A 22741-nucleotide genomic window follows, 5' to 3' on the forward strand; every position below is an offset into this window, starting at 1 on the left:
CGTCTTTGCGCCATGCCTGCCGCATGATTGCGGCATGGCGCGCCGACTACAATCACAACCGGCCTCACTCCAGCCTCGCTGGCATGACGCCACACGAATATGCTAACCGGTCAAAGGAAGACCAAAACCTGAACAGAGCTAACTTAAATTAGCGGACTCAAAGGGGAGCAGGTCAAAAACGCTCTTCGTAGATTTGCAAGCAAACTGTTCGACAGTTTTTTAAAGATAAATATTAGTTTTGCCAGTGCGACCCGCCTTTCCTTTGATGCTGTCATATCTTGGCGGTTAATGTCAGGGTCGGCGAGTTTGACATAAATGATAAACTTGCTTCCGATTGAACGGAAGTCGATTAGAAACGTCGTGCTTATTGATATTCCCCTTCATGCACGACTTGACTTCCGGTGCGCCAAACGGTGTATCTGGCTCGAATTTCAGAGCCCCGAAGGGATACGACAATGCATGCCTACCGTAGCCATAGCTGCGCTGATCTGACTGCTGGAAACGCGGGCGAAAATGTGCGCCTGTCCGGATGGGTGCACCGAGTTCGTGATCACGGTGGCGTGCTTTTTATCGACCTACGAGATCATTACGGGCTAACGCAGGTTTTGTGTGATCCGGATAGTCCTGTTTTTGAGCAGGTCGAAAGAGTGCGGGCGGAGTGGTGTATCCGTATTGACGGGACGGTTAAGGCGCGTGACGAGTCATTGGTGAATTCCAAGATTTCCACAGGGGAAATTGAGGTGTTTATTGAAGATATAGAAATACTCGGTGCTTCAGGTGAGCTGCCGCTTCAGGTGTTTGGGGATCAGGAGTATCCTGAAGAAACACGCCTCCGTTACCGCTACCTCGATCTGCGCCGCGAAAAAATGCAAGCGAATATGGTATTGCGTTCAGACGTTGTAGCTTCTCTGCGCCGACGAATGTGGGATGCCGCCTTTCGAGAGTTTCAAACCCCGATCATTACCGCGTCAAGTCCGGAAGGTGCCCGGGACTTTCTGGTGCCGTCCCGTTTGCATCCTGGCAAGTTCTATGCGCTGCCTCAGGCCCCTCAGCAATTCAAGCAGTTGCTGATGGTTTCCGGGTTCGATAAGTATTTTCAGATTGCGCCTTGTTTTCGTGATGAGGACCCGCGGGCTGACAGATCACCTACGGATTTCTACCAACTCGACCTGGAAATGAGTTTTGTAACTCAGCAGGATGTTTTCGACACTATTCAACCTGTACTGACCGGCCTCTTTGAGGAGTTCGGCGGCAAAAAGTCCGTTGACCAGGAGTGGCCGCAGATTTCCTACAAGGATGCCGCGCTGTGGTATGGGACCGACAAACCAGATCTGCGTAACCCACTCAAAATGCAGGTTGTTTCGGACCATTTCGCCGGATCAGGCTTTGCAATCTTTGCCAAGCTTTTGGAGCAAGAAGGTACGGAAATCAGAGCAATCCCGGCACCTACGGGTGGCAGTCGCAAATTCTGCGACCGTATGAATGCTTTCGCGCAAAAGGAAGGCCTGCCCGGAATGGGGTATATTTTTTGGCGCGATCAGGGTGAGGGCATGGAAGCAGCTGGTCCTTTAGCGAAAAATATTGGACCCGAAAGGACTGAGGCCATTCGTCAGCAGCTTGGACTCGGTGTCGGGGACGCAGCCTTTTTCCTGGGCGGCAAGCCCAGAACCTTCGAAGCCGTCGCGGGAAAAGCGCGCAACGTTATCGGTAACGAGCTTAACCTTACCGACACGAACCGATATGCTTTTGCATGGATTGTCGACTTTCCGATTTATGAAAAAGACCCGGAAACCGGTAAAATCGATTTCGAACACAACCCATTTTCTATGCCGCAAGGTGGTATGGAGGCTTTGAATGGCGATCCGCTGGATGTGCTCGGCTATCAATACGATCTCGCCTGTAACGGGTATGAATTGGTTTCAGGTGCGATCCGTAATCACAAGCCGGAAATCATGTTCAAGGCGTTTGAAATTGCGGGCTATGGCCAAGATGAAGTGCGCAAACGGTTTGGGGGTCTGGTCAATGCGTTTCAGTATGGCGCGCCGCCTCACGGTGGATGTGCGGCTGGCATCGACCGCATTGTTATGCTGCTCGCCGATGAGAGCAATATCCGTGAGGTAATACTCTTCCCAATGAACCAACGGGCAGAAGATTTGATGATGTCCGCCCCAGCAGAGCCGCAAAGTGACCAATTGATGGAGCTTGGGCTGCGGGTGATCCCACAGGATTGATATCGGCCGTTAAAACCAAAATGCTCAAGCCGGGCAAGTCGTGTTATGCGGGTTGGGTATTGGCCTCTGACCTTCTAAAGTGCGGGCCATGGCGCACAACAATTACGATACTCCGCAGTTTGGCCGAAAGGTAACAAACTGGACATCACCTTCGGTGCCGGATGCCGATGTTTTGCAGGGACGGTATGCAGAGCTGGTGCCTCTGAAAGCGGACGATCATGCCGACATGCTATACAAGGCTTATGAGGGACACGATCAGCTCTGGGATTACATGCCTTATGGCCCATTTTCGTCGGCTTCCGAGTATCGACGGTGGATCCAGCAGACAGTGAATACCTCTGGCCATCGGTTCTATGCGATCAGAAATCTGGAAACCGAGACCTGGGAGGGGGTGGCGAGTTATCTGCGGATTGATCCCGCGAACGGGTCTATCGAAGTTGGCAATATAACATACAGTCCCGCCTTGCAGAGGACCCGCGCCGCGACGGAGGCCATGTTTCTCATGATGCAATGGGCCTTCACCGCCGGATATCGGCGATATGAATGGAAATGCAACGCGCTGAACCTGCCGTCCCGCCGTGCGGCTCAACGCCTCGGCTTCAGCTTTGAAGGCGTTTTCCGGCAGGCAACGGTGGTCAAGGGGCGTAACCGCGATACCGCTTGGTTCGCGGCCATTGATGGCGAATGGCCCGCCTTACAGAAGGCCTTTGACACATGGCTGTCATCGTCGAATTTTCGCGAAGGGGTCCAGATTAAGCGACTGGCTGACCTGACGCAGGCGATCCGCGTCAGCAGTGACCCTTTGTTGCAGAACCGAGGCTGACGCTAAATCGCAAGTTTTTGTGTTAGTCGCTGTTGGACCAAGCCGACCAGATTGTCGGTTTCTGACCGGAAGGAGGCCCCTGATGCACGCGCTTTTGCCAGCGCAACTGCAGCTTGCTCAAGACGAGTGTCCTGGGCAGAGCGCGCGACGCCGCCGATGAATTGCGCGACATAGTCGAGCGCGCTGTCATCACCGGGATCATCGAGGACATCCGCAATATGTGCCATATCATCCTGAAACGCCATGATGTCAGGTTCAATGACCTCATCGGGAATGGACCGCAGACCGGAGGGTTGCCGCTCAGCCGGCAGGTTTGACAAGACGGCCTGCTGGAAAGCCGCCAGCGAAGTGATTGGTTTTTCCAGATACCCATCGGCACCGGCACCCATCGCCATTTCTTCGCCGGTCAGGTCGCCCGATGTGCCCAGAACGACATCGACGCGGGGTTCGGTCGTGACCAGTTCACGAATGAGATCGACGCCGTTTCCATCCGGCAGGCCAAGATCAACAATCACAACCGAGGGGCGGTAAACCTGCAGATGGCGCCGTGCAGACCGCAGACAGTCGGCCCGGCGAATCCGGGCACCGCTGCGCAGGCACAAAAGGCGCATCGCTTCACAGGCAAATCTGCTGTCTTCGATCACCAGAACGGTGAGCCCCAGCAAAGGGCGTGTGGCTGTCGGCGCGGGAATCGTCGCCGCAAAAGGGTCCTTTTTGTCCATCTTCGGCTCCTGACTGAATCGGTCTGAGCGTCACCATGGCGCATAGATGGATAACAGGTCGTTAATGGCCACCCAGATCCCTGCGGCGCTGCGTCTCTTGCGCTCGACTTCAGTGCGCCGCATAACCACTGAAATAGCTCAACACCGGAGAAACATCATGATCGGACGTCTCAACCACGTCGCCATTGCCGTACCTGATCTGGAGGCCGCGGCGGATCAGTATCGCTCTGCTCTGGGGGCCAATGTAGGTGCCCCGCAAGATGAGCCGGACCATGGTGTCACGGTCATTTTCATTGAGCTGCCGAACACCAAGATCGAACTGCTCTACCCCTTGGGCGACAACAGTCCGATCCAGGGGTTTCTGGATAAAAATCCCTCCGGTGGCATTCATCACATATGTTATGAAGTAGACGACATCCTGCAGGCGCGGGACCATCTGCTGGAGACTGGCGCGCGCGTGTTGGGGACGGGCGAGCCCAAGATCGGGGCGCATGGCAAACCGGTTTTGTTCTTGCACCCCAAGGATTTCAACGGCTGTCTGGTCGAGTTGGAACAGGTCTGACCCAAAGGAGGGGATAAAATGGGTATTACCTCTGCACTGGTTCTTTTGGCGGTGATCTGGTCGCTGATGTTCCTCATCATCCTGCCGATCCGTGTGAAAACGCAAGGGGATCTGGGAGAGATCGTGCCCGGCACGCATGCGGGTGCGCCGGAAGTTCACAACATCGGCAAGAAGGCCAAGATCACCACGGTGCTGAGCCTGATCCTCTGGGTAATCATTTCCACGATCATTCTGTCAGAGTGGATTACGGTACGGGATCTAGACTGGTTCGATCGTATGGAGGCTGAGGGTCCAGCCGGTGAAACAGATGGGTAAAGGTGGCCGCCCCCAAAATCGGAATGATGAGGTTCAGGAGCGGCACCGAAAGAGGGATGGCCATGAGGACTCCTGCGGCCCAGATCCTCAACAGGTAGCGGGATCGCAGGGCTTTGGCCTGCTGACGCCCGACGCGCCGAATCGCGGCGAGGGTGAAATATTCACGACCAAGCAGGAACCCGTTCAGCCCCCAAAAGATCAAAGGGGCAAAAGGCGTCAGAAACAGATAGAGGATCAGCGCCGAGAGGTTGGCGACAATCAGCACACCCAGAAAGCTCACCGTGTCGCGTAGCGCATCCATCAGCGGGACCGGGCGTGCGACATTGAGCATCGGGTAGTGTTCGTCCTCCACGGCTTGCGCCACGGTATCGAGAAACATCGAGGTGATCGCAGAGGCGACAGGGACCATCAGGAAGGTCGAGAGCACCGCCAACAGCACTGCGGATCCCCAGCCGACCAGATCGTTGAGCCAGGTCACTTCGCCAAGGAAGGGCAGGGAGACCACATCCCCTACCAGCCCGCCCAAAAGCCACACAAAACCCGCAGATATCGCGATCAGCAGGGCGAGTGTCAGCCCGACACCGGTCAGCAGAACTTTCCTGAACCGAGGGTCCGTGAGCTGGTTCAGGGCGGCAAAGAAAGACGCAAGGATCATGCCGACACCCAGCTTGTCACCGCATCAAGATCAGGGCGCGGACGTTCGGGTGCGGCAGAGGTTTCAGTGGCGATATGAATGATCCCGGCGATGCGTTCGTGTGAGGCGAGCCCCAGCGCCTCGGTCATGAAGCCCCGGTCGTGACTGGGCCAACCCGAAAGCCAGTTCGCCCCCCACCCAGAAGCCAGTGCCGCATTCAGAAGGGCCAGACAGACCGCCCCGGCAGAGTAGGTCTGCTCAAGAGCCGGAATTTTTTCCGACGGCTTCGGGCTTTCGATCACCGCAACGGCGAGCAGCCCCTGGTCAAACTGCGCGCGGCCTTTGTCGATCTGGTCGGGGTCGAGGCCAAGCGCTGCCCCACGGGTTTGAACAACCTGCGACAGCCGTGCCATTGCAGGCTGTTCAATGACGATAAAACGCCAAGGCTCCAGCTTGCCGTGGTCCGGCGTGCGGGCGGCTGCCTGCAACAGGGGACGGAGTTCATCCGCATTGGGTACGGGGGGCTGCAAGGTCTTTGCAGGCCGCGAGCGACGGGTCATCAGAAAGTCCAGAGCAGCTTGGTTGGGCGCGGGCATGTAAAACCTCAATGGTCAGAGTTGGCGGGCCAGATGGTCGATTTCGGCCTTGATGAAAGCATCGAAGCGTGGACCGGGTTGTCGGATGGTCAGCGCTTCGGCAAGCGGGTCGGGCGCTGAGATATCGCTGCCTGACAAGGCCTCTAATGTCGCATGGCCACAAAAGGGGACATAAACTTCGGAGTATCCACCTTCGTGCACCAGAACCAGCCGCCCGTCACAAAGATCCTCTGCCGCGGCCCTGATCCGCAGGGTCATCTGGCGGAAGGTTTCTGCCGTGGCAAGCATCCGGGCCAAGGGGTCGGTCGCCCCGGCATCAAAGCCGCAGGCCACAACGATGAGATCCGGTTCAAAGGTGGCAATCTGCGGCAGGACAACGGTGTCCATCGCATGCAGATAGCCGGTATGGCCGGTGCCCGCAGGCAGCGGCAGGTTGACGTTATAGCCAAGCCCCGGACCCCGCCCGCGATCCGCGACAGCGCCTGTGTCCAGCGGGTAGTTGCCTTCCTGATGCAGTGAGAGGGTCAGCACGTCGTCGCGATCATAGTAAATCGCTTCGGTGCCGTTGCCGTGGTGCACGTCCCAATCCAGCACAACCACCCTTTTGGCCATGCCTTTGGCGCGCGCCGCCTCAATCGCGATGGCGATGTTGGCCAACAGGCAAAACCCGTTCGGGAAGTCCGGCAGGCAGTGATGGCCGGGGGGGCGCGACAGCGCATAGGCGTTTTGCAAATCTCCTGTCATCACCGCGTCCACCGCGGCAACGGCCAGGCCCGCAGAGAGGGCGGCAATCTCGTATCCCCCCGCGGCAAAAGGCGTCCGCCGGCCCAACTCGCCCCCGCCACTGTCGGACAGAGTTTTGAATTCAGTCAGGTAACTCTCCGGGTGAACCCGCAGCAAGTCCTCGGTGCTGGCCTGCGGGGCGGTGCGCAGATCGAGATCCTCCGAAAGCCCCGTGACATCCATCAGGTTTTTCAAACGCCGCTTGGTCTCCGGGTTCTCCGGCAGCCCCCCTGCCGCGAGCGGCTGGACATGGCCCCCGATGGGTAGGGTGAAGGCATAGTTGCCCCCCGCATGCCAAAAGCATTTTTCATCCCAAAAAAAGCCGGTGGCCATTTCATCGTCTCCCTGTCACTCGGGCGTGAAATTGACCGAGCATCGTGGAATTGTCCATCCATCCCGGCATCTCGGCAGGAGGGGGCGGAACTGCCTCTTGCCTCGATGTAGGCATTGCCCACTCGAATGCGATCCACGCCGCGCTTGATTCTCCGGATTGGCGTTCGTTTGTGCCGCTGATCGGTCGACCGGCTTGCCACGCATCGGCGGAAACCTGCGCGTTATGGTGTCTGGCATAGGACTCATTTCGCCACCTATGATAGTCAAGCGTATTGCCAGATGGAGGATATCTCTATGTTGCGCTTTGTGAATGCCCTGATGTTGCAGGATAAATTTCAAAAACTAATTATGTCGCCGCGCCGTCTCGCGCTATGTCTGCTGATCATCGTGTTAGTGTTGATTGCGGTCCTCTTCACCAAGGCGTTCTTTGTTGCGGTGTTGGGCCTTGCCGGGATGGCGGCCGGATATCTTTTCCATGCAAGGCAGGAAGATGACAACCCGATCCGCGCGCTGCGGTCGATCCTGAACATGCGCCGGATATACGCCCTCACCCTTGGCAGCGCGCTTTGCGCCGTTGCGGCGGTCTTCCTGCTTTGGGAAGGTGTCTCCATCGCGGAGGCATCGCCCATCATCAGCACGATCTGCACCTCCTGCGCTTATGCGTTCTTCTCCTTTAGCCTGTCGTCCTATGTCTTTGGTAGGCAGGCGATCTCACGGGCCAGGCGAAAGCTGGCCAAAGCAAGTGTGGAGCAGCGGCACCTGTGGGAAGCGCAGGCAGAGGCGGGTCAGAAAAGCGCCGCCCTGGGGGATGCCTTTTGAAAGGGCGACCTGCCGTTAGCGCACCATCCCGATGATTTCATATGTTTTTTCAAGGATTGGCGCAGTGATTTCGCGCGCCTGTTCCGCGCCACGACCAAGGATGCGGTCGATCTCGGAGGGATCATTCATCAGCCGCGCCATTTCCTGAGAAATCGGCGAGAGCTTTGCAACGGCGAGGTCGGCTAACTGCGGCTTGAAGGTCCCAAACTGCTGACCGCCGATCTCTGCCAGCACCGCATCGACGGGCTGGTCACTGAGGGCGGCATAGATATTCACCAGATTGCGCGCTTCGGGCCGGTCCGCCAATCCCGCCGCTTCGGAAGGCAGCGCGTCCGGGTCGGTCTTTGCCTTGCGGATTTTCCGGGCAATCGTGTCCGCGTCGTCTGTCATGTTGATCCGGCTGGCATCTGACGGGTCGGATTTCGACATCTTCTTGGATCCGTCGCGCAGCGACATGACACGTGTCGCGGGCCCTTCGATCACCGGTTCCGTCAGCGGAAAGAATTCGACGCCATAGTCATGATTGAACTTGGCGGCGATGTCGCGGGTCAGTTCCAGATGCTGTTTCTGATCCTCGCCTACAGGCACATGGGTTGCATGATAGATCAGGATATCCGCCGCCATCAGCGCCGGATAGCCAAAAAGCCCCAGCGAGGCTGCTTCGGCATTCTTGCCTGCTTTGTCCTTGAATTGCGTCATCCGTTTCATCCAGCCCATGCGGGCCACGCAGTTGAACACCCAGGCCAATTGCGCATGTTCGGGCACCTGGCTTTGGTTGATCAGGATGGATTTTTCCGGATCGATCCCGCTGGCGATGAAACCTGCCGCCAGTTCGCGCGTGCTGTGGCGTAGATCGGCGGGCTCCTGCCAAACGGTGATCGCATGCAGGTCGACCATGCAATAGATGGATTGTATCCCCTGGTTCTGCGCATCGACAAAGCGTTTGAGCGCGCCCAGATAGTTGCCCAGATGCAAATCTCCCGACGGCTGGATGCCCGAAAAAACGCGGGGGACAAAGGGTGGGGTCGTCATGCAAAGGCTCCATTCTCGCTGGCAATGCGGTTCGCGCTGGCTTACCCATGAGGCAGAGCATCGTCAAGGAAGCCCGACCATGAATGACCCTTACAACGCGCCTCCGGTGAACCCGTTACCGCCGGTGGTGGTGATCCTCTTTATGTCCATCGCGCTGCCCGAAGTTGTGTTCAGCCTCGGGGCGCAGGGCTGGATCGGCGGGCCAGAGGCGGTGGGCTGGCGACTGGCAGCCGTGCAGCAATACGGGTTCTCCGGCGATCTCTTTGACTGGATGCTGGAAAACGGGCGCTGGATACCCGAGCATCTTTTGCGTTTTGTTTCCTATTCCTTCGTACATGGTGCCTTTACCGCCACGCTTTTTGCGGCTGTGCTGCTGCTCGCTCTTGGCAAGCTTGTAGGCGAGACCATGGGGCAGGTAGCCGTCGTGGTGCTGTTTTTCGGAGGCAGCATGTTTGGCGCGCTGATCTACGGGCTTTTTCTGAATGATACAGCCTGGCTGGTGGGGGGCTTTCCGGCCGTCTACAGCCTGATTGGCGGGTATTCTTTTTTGATGTGGCAAAGACTGGCAGAGACCGGGCAGCAGCAGATGCGCGCCTTCAGTCTGATTGCCATATTGCTCGGCCTGCAATTGATCTGGGGCGTGTTTTTCGGCCCCACAACGCAGTGGGTGGCCGATCTTGCCGGGTTCGGCTTTGGCTTTGTGGCGTCGGTTTTATTGGTGCCGGGCGGGCTGGCGCGGCTGCTCTATCACCTGCGCCGCGACTAGGGCGCGCGCCGCAGGGCAGCCTTGAACTCTGCCAGGCGGAAGGCGCCCAGCAGTTGCCCGGCGCCAAAATAGGTCACGATCCCGACGGCAATGAGAGCTGCAAGCGCCAGCGCCCGCCACCACGGCAGGCTCAAAAACGGGCTGAGCATCGCCGCCGCGATCCAAAGGGCGACCCCCATCACAAGCGAGGCCGCCACCATGCGCCAGATGCGGGCGCGAAACCGGTCGTCAAACTGCGCCACATCGCCGTAGGTTTGCGCGCCCTGTCGCAGCAGGCCCACCATGACCCAGGCGGCCACGGTCGTGGCAATGGCGGGGGCAAACCACCCGATGACCGGGGCCAGCCCGATGGCAAGCACCGCGTTCACCACCATGGAGACAACCGCATATTGAAAGGGTCGCTTGGTGTCTTCGCGGGCAAAAAACACCGGCTGCATGATCTTTTGCAGCACAAAGGCGGGCAGGCCAAGACCATAGATCGCGACGGCCAGCGCGATGGCTGCGGTGTCGTCAACGGTGGCCGCCCCCCGTTCGAACAGCACCGACACGAGCGGCAGCGGGATGATGATAAGCGCCACCGCCGAGGGGATGGTCAGCGCCAGAGCGATCTCGCCCGCCCGGCTGAGGGCGGATTTTGCGCCGCTGTCATCCCGGGTCTTGAGGCGGCGCGAGAGGTCCGGCAGCAGCACAACCCCTACCGCAATGCCGACAACGCCGAGTGGCAACTGATAAAGCCTGTCTGCTGCAAAGAGCCAACCCACCGCCTTGTCGAAATAGCTGGCCACCTGCTGGCCCACCAGCAGGTTGATCTGGACCACCCCGCCGGCCAGAGCCGCCGGGAACGCCACACGTACGAGGTTGCGCATCTCAGGCGTCAGTCGCGGGCGTCTGATAGAGAGGGTGAAACCCGCCCGGCGGACTGCAATCCACAGCAGGCCGAATTGTGCCACGCCTGCCAGCGGGATCGCCCAGATCAGCGCGCGGGCCACGTCCCCACCGGCCCAGGCCGCCAATGCCATCGCGGCAATCAGCAGGACGTTCAGCAAGACCGGAGCAGCGGCAGCAGCCGCAAACCGGCCCGCCGCGTTCAGCATGCCCGACAGCAGCGCTGCCAGAGAGATAAAGAGGATATAGGGAAAGACGATGCGCCCGAATTCAACCGACAGGCCGAACTGCTCTTGCCCCGCAAAGCCGGAGGCCAGCGCATAGACCAGCCAAGGCATCGTCGCCAGCGCCAGCAGTGTCAGCGCGATCAGCACCGTGGCCAGCCCGGCAAAGGCGTCCGAGGCAAAGCCATCCGCGTCTTCGCCACCTTCCATCCGCTTGGAGAACATAGGCACGAAGGCCATGTTGAAGGCCCCCTCGGCAAAGAACCGGCGGAACATATTGGGCAGACGGAACGCCACCACATAGGCCTGATAAAGGGGTCCGGTGCCCAGATAGGCGAGGATCATCGCGTCACGGACAAAGCCGAGCACGCGGCTCATCAACGTCCAGCCCCCTACCGTGAAAAAGCCGGACATGAGCCGGATGGGTTTCAACTCTCGGCCCTTTCGACGCCCTGGTCGATGGCCGCACGCAGGCGGCGTTCAAGGCTGCGCTGCTTGCTTTCGGAGTAGTATTTCAGCCCGAACATATCCTTGACATAGAAGGTATCGACCACCTGCTCGCCGTAGGTCGCAATCACGGCATTGGCGACATAGACGTTCGCCTCTGCCAGCGTGCGGGCCAGATCATGCAGCAGGCCGGGGCGGTCGCGGGTATCCACTTCGATGATCGTGTAGATTTCCGAGCCTTCGTTGTCGAAGGTGATATGGGTCGGCACCTTGAACGCACGTTCGCGCTTTTTGACCTTGTCGCGGGATTTCATCGCCTCGGTGGTGACCACTTCGCCCTTCAGGGTCCGCTCGATCATCTTGCGCAGGCGGGGCAGACGGGCGGCGTCGTAAGGGTTCCCATCAGCATCCTGTATCCAGTAGGCGTCCGTGACCATGCCGTCCTTGGTGGTGTAGCTGCGCGCGTCGACCACATTGGCCCCCACAAGCGCCAGCGCCCCCGCAAGTCTCGCAAAGATGCCCGGGTGGTCCGACATGACAAAGCAGGCGCGGGTGGCGTCCCGCTCTTCGTCAGGGTGCAGATCAATGAGGATCTCGTCCTCTTTGACGTTGCGCAGCATTTCGGCAAAGACCTTATGCGCGGTGACATGCAGACCCTGCCAATAGGGATCGTAATGGCGGGCGGTTTCGGTCTGCAAATCCTTGCGCGACCAGTCGCTGAGCGCCTCGCGCAGGGCTCGTTTTGCTTCCACCCCACGGTTCTCGCGATTGAGATCTTCGAGACCGGTTTCAAGCGCCCTTTTGGTCTGACGGTAGAGCGCGCGGATCAGAACGGCTTTCCAGTTGTTCCAGGTGTTCGGGCCGACACCGCGAATATCGCAGACCGTGAGAACGCAGAGCAGATCAAGCCGTTTAACCTCTCTCACGGCCTTGGCAAAATCGCGTACCGTGCGCGGGTCCGCAATATCCCGCTTTTGCGCCATGTCCGACATCAGCAGGTGATAGCGCACCAGCCAGTCGATGGTGTCCGTATCCGCCTTGCTGAGCCCCAGACGGGGGGCAATCTTGCGGGCCATCTGTGCGCCGAGAATGGAATGGTCTTCGGGGCGGCCCTTGCCGATGTCATGCAGCAACAGCGCGGTATAGAGCACCTTGCGATCCACCCCCTTCTTGAGGATGGAAGACACAACGGGCAGGTCTTCCTCCAACTCGCCGCGTTCGATCTGGGCGAGGTTCTTGATGCATTGGATGATGTGCTCGTCCACGGTGTAGCTGTGGTACATGTTGAACTGCATCATGGCCACGATGGGCTCGAACTCGGGGATGAAACTCGCCAGCACCCCCAGTTCATTCATGCGCCGCAGCGCCCGCTCCGGGTTGCCATGCTTGAGCAACAGATCAAAGAAAATCCGGCGCGCTTCGGGGTTGGCGCGCATGTCGTCGTCAATCAGGTGCAGGTTGGATTTGACCAGACGCATGGCATCTGGATGGATCAGCATGCCGGTGCGCAGGGCTTCTTCAAAAAGCCGCAGCAGATTGACCCGGTCTTTGAAAAACACCGCGTCATCGGCAATAGCTATCCGGTTGTGTACGACCTTGTAGCCGGGTTTGACCTTTGGCTTGCGGCGAAAGATGCGGTCCAGCAGCGGGTCGTCCTTGACGTGATCCGCCTCCAGTTTGGTCAGAAAAATCCGTGTCAGATCGCCGACCTCGGTGGCATGCAGAAAGTACTGCTGCATGAAGACCTCGACCGCGCGGCGGCCGTTGACGTCTTCGTAGCCCATGGCCTCGGCGACCTGCACCTGCATGTCAAAGGTCAGCTGTTCGATGGCGCGCCCCGAGAGCAGGTGCAAATGCCCGCGCACCGCCCAGAGGAAATCCTCGGCGGCCACAAAGCTTTCAAACTCTTCCGCCGAAAAGACTCCCAGGCCGACAAGGTCCGCGGCATCCTTCACCCCGTGAATATGTTTGGCGATCCAGAACAGGGACTGCAGATCCCGCAGACCGCCTTTGCCCTCCTTGACATTCGGCTCAACCACGTACCTTTGACCGTATTTCACATGACGGTTTTCGCGTTCCGCCAGCTTGGCCTCGATGAACTGCTTGCCGGATCCGGTAAAGAGATCGGTGCGCAAGCGATCCGCAAAGGTTTGCGCCAGCGCGCTGTCACCGGCCAGAAAGCGGTGTTCCAGCATGGCGGTCTGGATGGTGAAATCGGATGCCCCCAGACGCAGGCAGTCTTTGATCGTACGGCTGGCGTGGCCCACCTTGAGCTTGAGGTCCCACAGGATGTAGAGCATTGATTCGATCACGCTCTCGGCCCAGGCGGTGATCTTGTAGGGGGTCAGAAACAGCAGGTCGACGTCCGAAAAAGGCGCCATTTCGCCCCGCCCGTAGCCGCCAACAGCAATCACAGCGAGATGTTCGCTGGACGTCGGGTTTGGTTTGGGATGCAATACGTCTTTGGCCACATACAACGCTGCTGTCACCAATCGATCTGTCAGGTAGGTATAGGCCCGCGTCATCGCGCGGGCCTCAAAGGGGGCGTCTGAAAAAGCCTCCGCAATGGCCTGACGGCCCGACCTTTGCGACTCTCGCAGCAGCTTGACGGCCGCCGCCCGCACCTCCGAGGACTTCCCATGATGGGCAGTTGCCTCGGTAAACGAGCGATGAAAGGCTGCCGTGTCAAAGATGCGTTCAGGGGCGCAGATCAACTGGGCCGGGGGGCGTTGATCTGCCGATAAGGCGGGTGAATTCATGCAGTGTGCCTTAGAATCCCGCCCCGCCAAAGCGTTGGGGTGCCGGGCTGATGATTGAAACCTGTGCATTAGCGATGGTCGCCACCGCGAGGCCACGGGTGTTGGTCCCGTTGGCGTTCAACCGAAAGATACCGCTTGCCCCGCGAAACCCGGCACCCTGGGTCAGGGCCGCTGTCGTGAGCGCGTCGGACTGACCTTGGCTTGCAAGCGCGCCAATGGCGGCAATGGCATCGAATGCAAGCCCGCCGATGGGGTGCGGTGCCGCGCCGTAGGCCGCTTGATACTGGTTGCTGAAGGCTGCTGTTGCGCTTTGATCCGGAATGGCGAACCAGCCGTTTTGTACACCGGGCAAGCTCAGGGTCTGGGCCGGAATATCCCAGCGTGTCAGACCGATGAACTGGGTCACATCGCTTGATACGCCCGCCTCTGGCAGGAGCTGGGACAGAAGTGGCAGGGCTGTGGCCGTATCAGTGGTGAAGAAAACGGCGTCTGCACCGTTATCCGTCACGGCGGCCTTGATGCGGGGAATGGCTGCGATCACATCCTGCTGAGACAGCGCATATCCAACCGTTTCAACAACGCTGGCACCCTGCGCTGCGACCGCTTGCTGGATGGCATCTCGGGCCTGCATGCCGGCGGCATCCTGTCCGTAAACGGTCACAAACCGTTGCTTGCCCTGCGATGCGGCGTAGCTTGCCATCCGGCGCGCTGTATTCTGAAAGGTTGGACCCAGAACAAAGAGGTTTCCGCCGGCAATGGCGGCGTTATTCGAGAACGACAGCACATTCACACCCCGGCCGGCCACGGCTTTGCCAACGGCGTTTGCCGAGGCGGCAAAAACCGGCCCAATGATGATCTTGGCGCCTTCATCCACGGCCTTGTTGGCATTTGCAGCCGCCAGCGCGGCATCCCCCGCAGTCTGGTAAACCCGCAGGTCAATCTCCACACCGTTGAGGTCACGCATGGCCAGGCGCGCGGCGTTCTCAAGGCTGCGGGCCAAGAGCTCATCGGTGCCTTGGCCCGATCCGCTTGGGACCAGCAAGGCGACCGGAACCGGGTCACCCGTTGGCCCGCCTGCACCTGAAAGCCCACCGGGGATGGTGTCGCAGGCCGCCAGCGTCAAGGCGAGCAAAGGCAAAACCAGCGCACGGAGTGTCTTGCGGGCGGAGGGGAAAACGGCAAACATAAGGTGGTACTCCAGCAGGGGTGGCGCGGCTTTTCGGGGCCGCACCAGGATGGGGCAATCATAGTCGTCACGAAAGGCGGGTCCAGCGTTGAATTTTCGAAAGGTGCCTTTGGCGGCGGGGCTCCACTTTGTCGGGGTGCCGATTGGAACGGCGCGCGACATCACGTTGCGCGCGCTTGACGTGCTGGCCAGCGCGGACATTCTCGCGGCCGAAGACACCCGCACCCTGCGGCACCTGATGGATATTCACGCCATCCCCCTGGCGGGTCGGACGGTGATCGCGCTGCACGATCACAGCAAGCGCGGCGTGTCAGACCGGCTTGTGGCGGCGATGGCAGAGGGGAAATCCGTCGCCTATGCCGCGGAAGCGGGCATGCCATTGATCGCGGATCCGGGCTTTGAACTGGGCCGCGCGGCGATTGCCGCAGACCAGCCCGTGACCTGTGCGCCGGGACCTTCGGCGGCTCTGACGGCGCTGGTGCTTGCGGGGCTTCCCACGGATGCGTTTTTCTTCGCCGGTTTTTTGCCCAGTGCCAAAGCGGCGCGACGCACGGCGCTCGAAGGGTTGCGAGAGGTGCCGGGGACGTTGGTTTTCTACGAGTCGCCAAAGCGTCTGGCGGCGATGCTTGAGGATGCCGCGGACGTGCTCGGCCTGGCTCGGGCCGCAGCGGTTGCCCGTGAAATCACAAAGAAATTCGAGGAAATACGAAGAGGTAGTCTGCAGGAATTGGCGGCAGGTTTTGCGGGTGAAACCGTCAGGGGTGAGATCGTCGTTCTGATTGATCGTGCGCGTTCAGAAAAAATTACCGAATTGGATATAGAAGCCGATCTTGAAACGGCGTTTGCGGCACATTCCATGCGGGACGCGGTTGATCTGGTCGCCAAGGCCCATAACCTGCCACGCCGCCAAGTTTACCAGATGGCGTTGGCGCTGCGTAAGGAATGACATTGTGCAAACCGGCGTGTCTAAAGGTCATACCGGCAGAATGGCCTATCATGCCGGCCTCGCTGCGGAGGATATCGTTGCGCGCACCTATCTTGAGTGCGGCTATGAGGTGGTTGCGCAGCGTTGGCGCGGATCTGGCGGAGAAATTGATCTCATCCTGCGCGGCGGCGATGTCCTGGTCTTTGCCGAGGTCAAGAAAAGCGCCACCTTTGCGCGGGCGGCAATGCGGATTACGCCCAAGCAAAAGCAGCGTATTTTTGCCGCGGCAAACGAATTTGTCCTCGAAGAACCCAAGGGGTTGCTCACCGACATGCGGTTCGACGTGGCCTTGGTGAACGGGATCGGTGACGTTGATATCGTCGAGAATGCGCTGGGTGATGGCTAGTTTCTGAGCGGGTTGGCATTGCGTCCCTGCGCTGGCTGCGCCATTTAGGCGCCAGCAGTGCAAGGAACAGCCATGAAAATCTCTTTTCAGATGGACCCGATCGAAAGTGTCGATATCAACGCCGACAGCTCCTTCAGGCTGGCGGAGGAGGCACAGACACGTGGACATACCCTGTTTTTCTATACGCCGGATCACCTTGCCTATCAGGAAGGGCGTATAACAGCGCGAGGCCATGATCTGAAGGTCCAGCGGGTTCAAGGCAATCACGCCCTTTTGGGAGAACGCCGCGAGGTCGATCTGGCGGATTTTGACGTGGTCTGGTTGCGCCAGGACCCGCCTTTCGACATGCACTATATCACATCGACACATTTGCTGGATCGGCTGGCCCCGCAAACTCTGGTGGTGAATGATCCGTTCTGGGTTCGAAACTACCCGGAAAAGCTGCTGGTTCTGGATTTCCCGGACCTCACGCCCCCCACGACCATTGCGCGTGACCTTGAGACCATCAAAGCCTTCAAGAAAAAGCACGGCGATGTGATCCTCAAACCCCTCTATGGCAATGGCGGGGCAGGGGTGTTCCGGCTGGATGCACAGGATCGTAATCTGACGTCCTTGCATGAATTGTTTTCGGGTTTTTCGCGTGAACCGCTGATTGTTCAGAAATTCTTGCCCGCAGTCTCAAATGGTGACAAGCGTATCATTCTGGTCGATGGCGCACCGGTTGGTGCCATCAATCGTGTTCCCGCGACAGGTGAGACGCGATCCAATCTGCACGTTGGTGGCCGACCGGAAAAGATCGGACTGTCTGACAGAGATCAGGAGATTTGCACGCGGATCGGTCCTCTGTTGAAAGAAAAAGGTCAGATTTTTGTAGGGATCGATGTGATTGGTGACTACCTGACTGAGATCAACGTCACATCGCCGACAGGTATTCAGGAACTGGAGCGGTTTGACGGTGTCAACATTGCCGCGAAAATCTGGGATGCTATCGAGGCGCGTTGCGCCTAGCTGCCGCCCATACGGTATCCGACAGCTTCGGCGACATGGGGCCTTCTGACGGTGTCTGAATGGTCCAGATCAGCAATGGTACGCGCAACCCGCATCACGCGGTGATATCCCCGTGCCGAAAGACGGAACCGCTCTGCCGCGCGCAGCAGCAACTCGCGCCCTTCGCTGTCGGGTGTTGCAACCTCTTCAAGAGCCTCGCCTGCGGCATCGGCATTCGAGCGCATGTCGGGGTGTGCGTCAAACCGTGCCCGCTGCACCGCCTGCGCCGCTGCGACCCGGTCTGCAACGGTGCTTGACCGCTCGCCGGCCTTGGGCAGATCGAGATCGGTGTAGGACACCGGTGGCACATCCACGCGCAGATCAAAGCGATCCATCAGGGGGCCGGAAATCCGCCCCAGGTAGTCGTCGCCACAGGCCGGAACGCGGGCACAGGCGCGCTCGGGGTCCGTCATGTAGCCACATTTGCAGGGGTTGGCCGCGGCCACAAACATAAAACGGCAAGGGTATTTTACATGGGCATTGGCCCGTGAAATCATGACGTTGCCTGTCTCCAGTGGTTGGCGCAGGGTCTCAAGCACATTTCTAGGGAACTCGGGCAGCTCATCCATGAATAGGACACCGTTATGGGCCAGTGAGACCTCCCCCGGTTTAGCCATTCTACCGCCACCGATGATCGCCGCCATGGAAGACGTGTGGTGCGGGTCACGAAAAGGGCGTTCGCGCGAGATGCCGCCTTCGTCGAGCAGGCCCGCGACAGAGTGGATGATCGACGTCTCCAGGGCCTCCTGCGCCGAAAGAGGGGGCAGAATGCCGGGCAGGCGGCGTGCGAGCATGGATTTACCGGACCCGGGCGTGCCCACCATCAACATGTGATGGCGGCCTGCCGCGGCGATTTCCAGCCCACGTTTGGCGCGCTCTTGGCCTTTCACATCATGTAGATCCAGTGTGGTGGGGGCGGCGAGCACCTCGCCCGGTTCGGCGTCGCTGATGGGGTTCTGACCGGTGAAATGGCGCACGACATCGCCAAGATTTTTGGCGGCGACGACCCGCGCGCCGCTGACCCAGGCGGCTTCCTTGCCGCAAGCCAGCGGGCAGAGCAGGATGTGCGCGTCCTCCGCCGCGGTCATCGCAGCGGGCAGCGCCCCCGTGACAGGTACCAGCTTGCCGTCCAGCGAGAGTTCACCCAGAGAGACGACGGACATGATGATGTCATGGGGGATGATGTTCAGCTCGGCCAAAAGCGAAACTGCGATTGGCAGATCGAAGTGGCTGCCTTCCTTGGGCAGATCGGCAGGGCTCAGATTGATGGTGACCTTTTTTGACGGAAAGGCGATCGCCATGCTGGCGAGAGCCGCGCGCACACGCTCCTTTGCCTCGGACACCGCTTTGTCGGGCAGGCCCACAATGCTGAAGCCCGGCAACCCCGGCGAGAGCGAGCATTGAACTTCAACCGGGCAAGCCTCAACGCCCCGAAAAGCCACAGAATAGGTCAGTGACACCAAAAACCCCCAAACATGTTGTCGAGATTAATCGCTAAGTCACTTAAGTTACCGAAAGGTTAAGGCGGGGGGAGATCAGTCGAGCGGCCAGGGCCTTGCCGATGCGCTGATGGGGTAGGGGAAGGGGTCGTAGGTGACTTGGAGCCCATCCCGACGCCACTGTCTGAAACTGGGGTCAGAGACCGTTTTGAGACAGTATTCTCTGACCTCTGTCGAAACGGGCAGGTCGTAGCCGATAATGCGCGCGGCGACTGGTGCATAAAACACATCCGCCAGCGAATAGGCTCCAAACAGCCATCCATCTTTTGCGCCGGAAATCCCGCGGGCACTGCGCCAAAGGACCTCAACCCGGGCGAGATCGGTTTGGACGTCCGGCGTTGTGTCAAACCCTTCGTTCACATGTTGGAGCTGCATTGGACATGACGCGCGCAGCGCTGAAAACCCCGACGCCATTTCGGCGCAGAGCCACCGCGCCCGCAGGCGGTGCGCGGCATCCTTGGGCCACATCTCTGCCTCCGGGTGGCGTTCCGCCAGCGTTTCAGCGATGGCGAGGCTTTCACCAACCACGTCGCCCTCTGGCGTTCGGAGCACAGGCACCAGGATCGCTGGGGCGAGCGGGGCGAGGTCTTTCGCCATCGTGCCGGCGTAAAGACCGACCATTTGCACGCTGTGTGGCAGGTTGAATTTCTCAAGCATCAGCCAGCCGCGCAGCGACCAGCTGGAGAAGGTGCGATCCCCAATAAATAAAGTATAGCTCATCTCGCCACTTTGATGCTCTGTGGTATCACAGGCAAATTCCGTTCTGTGCGGTGATCGATCAGGGAAGGTGATTGATGTGCGGCACGGTTGCAGAGGCCCTGTGCCAATCGATCCGGGTCACAGAGAGATTGTCGATCCTTTGTGCCAATGCTTCATAGGGTGCAATGGCAAGAGCGCGCTGCAGCTGCGTCAGGATCACGCCGAAATGGGCCACCGCGATGATGTGCTGATCCGGGTAGCGGCTGGAGATACTTTTCACCGCTGCCGCAACCCGTGCGGAGGTCATGTTCCAGCTTTCCCCCCCTGGGGCTGTGATGTCGCCCGGTGCCTCCCAGAATGCGCGGCTCAGGACCGGATCACGCTGTTCCACGGCTTCGAAATGCAGGCCGTCCCAGAGACCGAAGTGCATTTCCCTGAGGTGCGGATCATGGGGCAGGCGTCTGTGCCCCGGGCCCAGGATCGCATCCGCAGTGTCCCGGGCGCGCGACAGATCGGAAGAAACGACAACCGCGTTTTCAGGCAGATGGTCGCGCAGTCTCTTGATCTGGTCCGAAGCGGATAGATCCGCAGGGACATCCCGCCAGCCGACAAAGGACTTTGCATGTGTCGGACCATGGCGAACCCAATGCCAGGTGGTCATGGCAGGTCCCCTTTCAGCACCTGTGGCAGACCAGCCGTGACAAACACCACCAGATCTGCCTGTTGGGCCAGCGCGATGTTCAGCCTGCCCTGTGCTTCCCGAAACCGGCGCGCCAGCGCATTATCGGGTACGATGCTCTGGCCGACTTCATTAGAGACGACGATTGTCGGGGCGGCGCAGTGCCCCAGTGCAGACAAGAGACCGCCCTGGGCTGCATCAAGATCATGGTCGTCCATCATCCGGTTGCTAAGCCACATCGTTGCACAATCGATCAGAACGGCTTGAGTCGATTCAAGCGGTACAAGCGCCGTCCCGATGTCGGAATCCGCCTCAATCGTGTGCCATCGATCATTTCTACGTGATCTGTGAAGGTCTATTTTCAATTTTATTTCGTCATCGAAAACTCTGGAAGTGGCAAGGTAAACCGGAGCTAAACGACTGCTTAACAAAAGGTTTTCGGCCCAGAGAGACTTGCCGGATGCTGCCCCGCCCAGAACAAGAGTCATTTTTGGCAACATTTTATCAACCTTTGCGGTGAACCAATCACGTGTATGGTGCGTACCTATATCAATTGTACACGGCAAGGTGTGCTTCATCTGACTGGGAGATGTCGCTATGGCTTTGGACACCGCAAGAGATATGACCCTCTCGCGCACAGCTATGAAAGCGGAATTACTAGACGCTGAGACTGAGCTAAGACTGGCATATGCGTGGCGCGATGATCGCTGCGAGGAATCGCTTCACAGGCTCATCACGGCGTACATGAGGTTGGCAATTTCCATGGCGTCGAAGTTCAAACGCTACGGGGCGCCGATGAACGACCTGATTCAGGAAGCAGGTCTGGGCCTCATGAAAGCCGCCGATAAGTTCGATCCGGATCGTGGCGTTCGGTTTTCAACCTACGCGGTCTGGTGGATCAAGGCGTCCATTCAGGACTATGTGATGCGCAACTGGTCCATGGTGCGCACCGGCTCGACATCCTCCCAGAAATCCCTGTTTTTCAACATGCGCAGGGTTCAGGCGCGGTTGGAGCGGGAAAGTGCTGCCGCAGGCGAGGTGTTGGACCGACACCAGCTGCGGCAGATGATCTCCACCGAGATCGGTGTGCCGCTGCACGACGTCGAGATGATGGAGGGGCGCCTTTCGGGCTCCGACTATTCGCTGAACGCGACCCAATCGACAGAAGACGAGGGGCGCGAATGGATCGATGCGCTGGAAGACGACAGCGCGCAGGCTGCGGAGACCGTCGAACATCAGCACGATACCGAACAACTGCGGGCATGGTTGCTGCAGGCGATGAACGATCTGAACGAGCGCGAACGTTTCATCGTCCGCGAGCGCAAGCTGCGCGATGCGCCGCGCACCCTGGAAAGCCTGGGTCAGGAGCTGAGCCTCAGTAAAGAGCGTGTCCGGCAGCTGGAGGCCGCTGCTTTTGGCAAGATGCGCAAATCGCTCGAAAACCAGTCGCGTGAGGTAATGCACTTTCTGGCGTGACAGGAATCAGGCATCTTTCCCGAACAGTTCTGGGCGCGCTTTTGCTGGCCGCGCCTTTCTCAGTTGCGGCGGATGCCGAGCCCTCAGAGCCGCCAGCTGAGGTTTTCGCGGCTCAGGTTATTTTTCTGGGGGAACAGCACGATAACCGTGGCCATCATGAGGTTCAGGCCTTATGGACGTTGAAGCTGGCCCCCCGCGCGATTGTTTTTGAAATGCTGACCGCGGATCAGGCTGCAAAGATTACACCCGAGAACCGTCAGGATGAAACCATGCTTGAGCAAGCCCTTGCGTGGGAAGCATCAGGCTGGCCGGATTTCTCCATGTATTACCCGATATTTGCCGCCGCCCCGAAGGCAGAGATCTATGGTGCAGGCGTGCCGCGAGACCAGCTTCGTGATCTGATGGCGGAGGATCTTGCGGATGTCGTCGGGGCTGAAACCGTTGCGCGCTTTGCACTCGACCAGCCTTTACCTGCCTCAGAGCAGACGATACGGGAGGATTTGCAACGCACTGCCCATTGCGATGCGCTGCCCGAAGAGCTTTTGCCGCGAATGGTGAGCGTACAGCGTCTGCGGGACGCCAACCTGGCGCAGGTGGCCCTGCAGGCGTTAGAGACCCATGGCCCCCCGGTGGTCGTTATCACCGGCAATGGACATGCACGCGAAGACTGGGGCGCGCCCTTTCTGCTGCGGCAGGCGGCCCCCGAGGTTGCGGTATTTACCCTCGGTCAGGGCGAAGCGGGCCGGATGCCAGAGGGTGGGTTCGCCTTTGTGGTGGATGGCGCATCGGTTGATCGCGGTGATCCCTGCGCGGCCTTTAACTGACACCCTCTCTGGGATGAAGGGCTGGCGGTTGCCGGACCTGCGGATTATGGTCCGTGTAGCACCCGGGCT

Annotated in this window: 24 protein-coding genes; 12 read left to right on the top strand and 12 right to left on the bottom strand. The window is 59.2% G+C overall.

Features of this window, described 5'->3' with window-relative positions; translation table 11 throughout:
* The 3 genes from H7847_RS19025 to H7847_RS19035 all read left to right on the top strand — a co-directional run.
* A partial coding sequence (locus H7847_RS19025) for an integrase core domain-containing protein (RefSeq protein ID WP_227271152.1) occupies positions 1-152 on the top strand: 152 nt, incomplete at its 5' end.
* A 303-nt stretch (positions 153-455) separates the two neighbouring features.
* Positions 456-2231 carry an aspartate--tRNA ligase gene (aspS, locus tag H7847_RS19030; RefSeq protein ID WP_227271065.1) on the top strand — a complete coding sequence of 592 codons (1776 nt, stop codon included), beginning with the start codon at positions 456-458 and terminating at the stop codon, positions 2229-2231.
* Between the two features lie 88 nt (positions 2232-2319).
* Positions 2320-3054: a GNAT family N-acetyltransferase gene (locus H7847_RS19035; protein ID WP_227271066.1), complete on the top strand. Its 735-nt coding sequence runs from the start codon at positions 2320-2322 to the stop codon at positions 3052-3054.
* A gap of 2 nt (positions 3055-3056) precedes the next feature.
* On the opposite strand, the gene H7847_RS19040 is transcribed toward H7847_RS19035, so the two are convergent.
* Positions 3057-3776: a response regulator gene (locus tag H7847_RS19040; RefSeq protein ID WP_227271067.1), complete on the bottom strand. Its 720-nt coding sequence runs from the start codon at positions 3774-3776 to the stop codon at positions 3057-3059.
* Between the two features lie 157 nt (positions 3777-3933).
* Between H7847_RS19040 and mce the strand changes: the two genes are divergently transcribed.
* Positions 3934-4338 carry a methylmalonyl-CoA epimerase gene (gene mce, locus H7847_RS19045; RefSeq protein WP_227271068.1) on the top strand — a complete coding sequence of 135 codons (405 nt, stop codon included), beginning with the start codon at positions 3934-3936 and terminating at the stop codon, positions 4336-4338.
* A gap of 18 nt (positions 4339-4356) precedes the next feature.
* Complete coding sequence (locus H7847_RS19050; RefSeq protein ID WP_227271069.1) at positions 4357-4653, top strand: DUF1467 family protein; 297 nt, start codon at positions 4357-4359, stop codon at positions 4651-4653.
* Here H7847_RS19050 and H7847_RS19055 read toward each other — a convergent pair.
* The 3 genes from H7847_RS19055 to H7847_RS19065 are packed head-to-tail and all read right to left on the bottom strand — an operon-like array spanning position 4583 to position 6999.
* The gene (locus tag H7847_RS19055) at positions 4583-5308 is read right to left on the bottom strand and encodes an EI24 domain-containing protein (protein WP_227271070.1); all 726 of its coding nucleotides are present in this window, start codon (positions 5306-5308) and stop codon (positions 4583-4585) included. The genes H7847_RS19050 and H7847_RS19055 overlap by 71 nt on opposite strands.
* Positions 5305-5883 carry a nitroreductase family protein gene (locus H7847_RS19060; protein ID WP_227271071.1) on the bottom strand — a complete coding sequence of 193 codons (579 nt, stop codon included), beginning with the start codon at positions 5881-5883 and terminating at the stop codon, positions 5305-5307. The genes H7847_RS19055 and H7847_RS19060 overlap by 4 nt, the downstream gene beginning before the upstream one ends.
* A 15-nt stretch (positions 5884-5898) precedes the next feature.
* Positions 5899-6999, bottom strand: a complete 1101-nt coding sequence (locus tag H7847_RS19065) for a class II histone deacetylase (protein WP_227271072.1) — start codon at positions 6997-6999, stop codon at positions 5899-5901.
* 294 nt (positions 7000-7293) lie between these two features.
* Here H7847_RS19065 and H7847_RS19070 point away from each other — a divergent pair, with 294 nt between their 5' ends.
* Positions 7294-7818, top strand: coding sequence for a hypothetical protein (locus tag H7847_RS19070; RefSeq protein WP_227271073.1), 525 nt, complete (start codon positions 7294-7296; stop codon positions 7816-7818).
* A 15-nt stretch (positions 7819-7833) separates the two neighbouring features.
* Here the strand turns inward: H7847_RS19070 and trpS are convergent, their stop codons facing one another.
* Positions 7834-8850 carry a tryptophan--tRNA ligase gene (trpS, locus tag H7847_RS19075; RefSeq protein WP_227271074.1) on the bottom strand — a complete coding sequence of 339 codons (1017 nt, stop codon included), beginning with the start codon at positions 8848-8850 and terminating at the stop codon, positions 7834-7836.
* A gap of 79 nt (positions 8851-8929) precedes the next feature.
* Between trpS and H7847_RS19080 the strand changes: the two genes are divergently transcribed.
* Positions 8930-9616, top strand: a complete 687-nt coding sequence (locus tag H7847_RS19080; RefSeq protein WP_227271075.1) for a rhomboid family intramembrane serine protease — start codon at positions 8930-8932, stop codon at positions 9614-9616.
* Here H7847_RS19080 and murJ read toward each other — a convergent pair.
* The 3 genes from murJ to H7847_RS19095 are packed head-to-tail and all read right to left on the bottom strand — an operon-like array spanning position 9613 to position 15117.
* Complete coding sequence (murJ, locus tag H7847_RS19085; protein WP_227271076.1) at positions 9613-11157, bottom strand: murein biosynthesis integral membrane protein MurJ; 1545 nt, start codon at positions 11155-11157, stop codon at positions 9613-9615. The two genes, H7847_RS19080 and murJ, sit on opposite strands and share 4 nt — an antisense overlap.
* The gene (locus H7847_RS19090; RefSeq protein ID WP_227271077.1) at positions 11154-13931 is read right to left on the bottom strand and encodes a [protein-PII] uridylyltransferase; all 2778 of its coding nucleotides are present in this window, start codon (positions 13929-13931) and stop codon (positions 11154-11156) included. The genes murJ and H7847_RS19090 overlap by 4 nt, the downstream gene beginning before the upstream one ends.
* A 10-nt stretch (positions 13932-13941) precedes the next feature.
* Complete coding sequence (locus tag H7847_RS19095) at positions 13942-15117, bottom strand: penicillin-binding protein activator (RefSeq protein WP_227271078.1); 1176 nt, start codon at positions 15115-15117, stop codon at positions 13942-13944.
* Between the two features lie 88 nt (positions 15118-15205).
* On the opposite strand from H7847_RS19095, the gene rsmI reads away from it, so the two are divergent.
* From rsmI to gshB, 3 genes are all read left to right on the top strand, one after another.
* Positions 15206-16063, top strand: a complete 858-nt coding sequence (rsmI, locus tag H7847_RS19100) for a 16S rRNA (cytidine(1402)-2'-O)-methyltransferase (RefSeq protein WP_227271079.1) — start codon at positions 15206-15208, stop codon at positions 16061-16063.
* A gap of 40 nt (positions 16064-16103) precedes the next feature.
* On the top strand, positions 16104-16448 hold the full coding sequence (locus tag H7847_RS19105; protein WP_227271080.1) for a YraN family protein: 345 nt from the start codon (positions 16104-16106) through the stop codon (positions 16446-16448).
* 72 nt (positions 16449-16520) lie between these two features.
* Positions 16521-17456, top strand: a complete 936-nt coding sequence (gene gshB / locus H7847_RS19110; protein ID WP_227271081.1) for a glutathione synthase — start codon at positions 16521-16523, stop codon at positions 17454-17456.
* Here gshB and H7847_RS19115 read toward each other — a convergent pair.
* The 4 genes from H7847_RS19115 to cobU form a co-directional block, all read right to left on the bottom strand.
* Complete coding sequence (locus tag H7847_RS19115; RefSeq protein ID WP_406676023.1) at positions 17453-18955, bottom strand: YifB family Mg chelatase-like AAA ATPase; 1503 nt, start codon at positions 18953-18955, stop codon at positions 17453-17455. The genes gshB and H7847_RS19115 overlap by 4 nt on opposite strands.
* 75 nt (positions 18956-19030) lie before the next feature.
* On the bottom strand, positions 19031-19714 hold the full coding sequence (locus tag H7847_RS19120) for a glutathione S-transferase (protein WP_227271083.1): 684 nt from the start codon (positions 19712-19714) through the stop codon (positions 19031-19033).
* 58 nt (positions 19715-19772) lie between these two features.
* Positions 19773-20354 carry a histidine phosphatase family protein gene (locus H7847_RS19125; RefSeq protein ID WP_227271084.1) on the bottom strand — a complete coding sequence of 194 codons (582 nt, stop codon included), beginning with the start codon at positions 20352-20354 and terminating at the stop codon, positions 19773-19775.
* Entirely contained in the window at positions 20351-20872 is a 522-nt protein-coding gene (cobU, locus tag H7847_RS19130) for a bifunctional adenosylcobinamide kinase/adenosylcobinamide-phosphate guanylyltransferase (RefSeq protein WP_227271153.1), read from the bottom strand. The genes H7847_RS19125 and cobU overlap by 4 nt, the downstream gene beginning before the upstream one ends.
* 97 nt (positions 20873-20969) lie before the next feature.
* Between cobU and H7847_RS19135 the strand changes: the two genes are divergently transcribed.
* Positions 20970-21848 (top strand): RNA polymerase factor sigma-32, encoded by an 879-nt coding sequence (locus H7847_RS19135; RefSeq protein WP_227271085.1) that lies wholly within the window; start codon positions 20970-20972, stop codon positions 21846-21848.
* Entirely contained in the window at positions 21845-22672 is an 828-nt protein-coding gene (locus H7847_RS19140; protein WP_319799784.1) for a ChaN family lipoprotein, read from the top strand. The genes H7847_RS19135 and H7847_RS19140 overlap by 4 nt, the downstream gene beginning before the upstream one ends.
* Positions 22673-22741: the final 69 nt, after the last annotated feature.

The sequence above is a fragment of the Roseobacter weihaiensis genome (assembly GCF_020622345.1).
Classification (GTDB): Bacteria; Pseudomonadota; Alphaproteobacteria; order Rhodobacterales; family Rhodobacteraceae; genus Roseobacter; species Roseobacter weihaiensis.

Bases quoted from the DNA above. Each gene is read 5' to 3' on its own strand.
- H7847_RS19095 (WP_227271078.1), bottom strand. From the start codon at position 15,117: ATGTTTGCCGTTTTCCCCTCCGCCCGCAAGACACTCCGTGCGCTGGTT.
- H7847_RS19105 (WP_227271080.1), top strand. From the start codon at position 16,104: ATGGCCTATCATGCCGGCCTCGCTGCGGAGGATATCGTTGCGCGCACC.
- H7847_RS19120 (WP_227271083.1), bottom strand. From the start codon at position 19,714: ATGAGCTATACTTTATTTATTGGGGATCGCACCTTCTCCAGCTGGTCG.
- H7847_RS19090 (WP_227271077.1), bottom strand. From the start codon at position 13,931: ATGAATTCACCCGCCTTATCGGCAGATCAACGCCCCCCGGCCCAGTTG.
- aspS (WP_227271065.1), top strand. From the start codon at position 456: ATGCATGCCTACCGTAGCCATAGCTGCGCTGATCTGACTGCTGGAAAC.
- H7847_RS19060 (WP_227271071.1), bottom strand. From the start codon at position 5,883: ATGCCCGCGCCCAACCAAGCTGCTCTGGACTTTCTGATGACCCGTCGC.
- H7847_RS19040 (WP_227271067.1), bottom strand. From the start codon at position 3,776: ATGGACAAAAAGGACCCTTTTGCGGCGACGATTCCCGCGCCGACAGCC.
- mce (WP_227271068.1), top strand. From the start codon at position 3,934: ATGATCGGACGTCTCAACCACGTCGCCATTGCCGTACCTGATCTGGAG.
- H7847_RS19065 (WP_227271072.1), bottom strand. From the start codon at position 6,999: ATGGCCACCGGCTTTTTTTGGGATGAAAAATGCTTTTGGCATGCGGGG.
- H7847_RS19125 (WP_227271084.1), bottom strand. From the start codon at position 20,354: ATGACCACCTGGCATTGGGTTCGCCATGGTCCGACACATGCAAAGTCC.
- H7847_RS19070 (WP_227271073.1), top strand. From the start codon at position 7,294: ATGTTGCGCTTTGTGAATGCCCTGATGTTGCAGGATAAATTTCAAAAA.
- trpS (WP_227271074.1), bottom strand. From the start codon at position 8,850: ATGACGACCCCACCCTTTGTCCCCCGCGTTTTTTCGGGCATCCAGCCG.
- H7847_RS19055 (WP_227271070.1), bottom strand. From the start codon at position 5,308: ATGATCCTTGCGTCTTTCTTTGCCGCCCTGAACCAGCTCACGGACCCT.
- H7847_RS19050 (WP_227271069.1), top strand. From the start codon at position 4,357: ATGGGTATTACCTCTGCACTGGTTCTTTTGGCGGTGATCTGGTCGCTG.
- H7847_RS19035 (WP_227271066.1), top strand. From the start codon at position 2,320: ATGGCGCACAACAATTACGATACTCCGCAGTTTGGCCGAAAGGTAACA.
- H7847_RS19080 (WP_227271075.1), top strand. From the start codon at position 8,930: ATGAATGACCCTTACAACGCGCCTCCGGTGAACCCGTTACCGCCGGTG.
- H7847_RS19135 (WP_227271085.1), top strand. From the start codon at position 20,970: ATGGCTTTGGACACCGCAAGAGATATGACCCTCTCGCGCACAGCTATG.
- gshB (WP_227271081.1), top strand. From the start codon at position 16,521: ATGAAAATCTCTTTTCAGATGGACCCGATCGAAAGTGTCGATATCAAC.
- cobU (WP_227271153.1), bottom strand. From the start codon at position 20,872: ATGTTGCCAAAAATGACTCTTGTTCTGGGCGGGGCAGCATCCGGCAAG.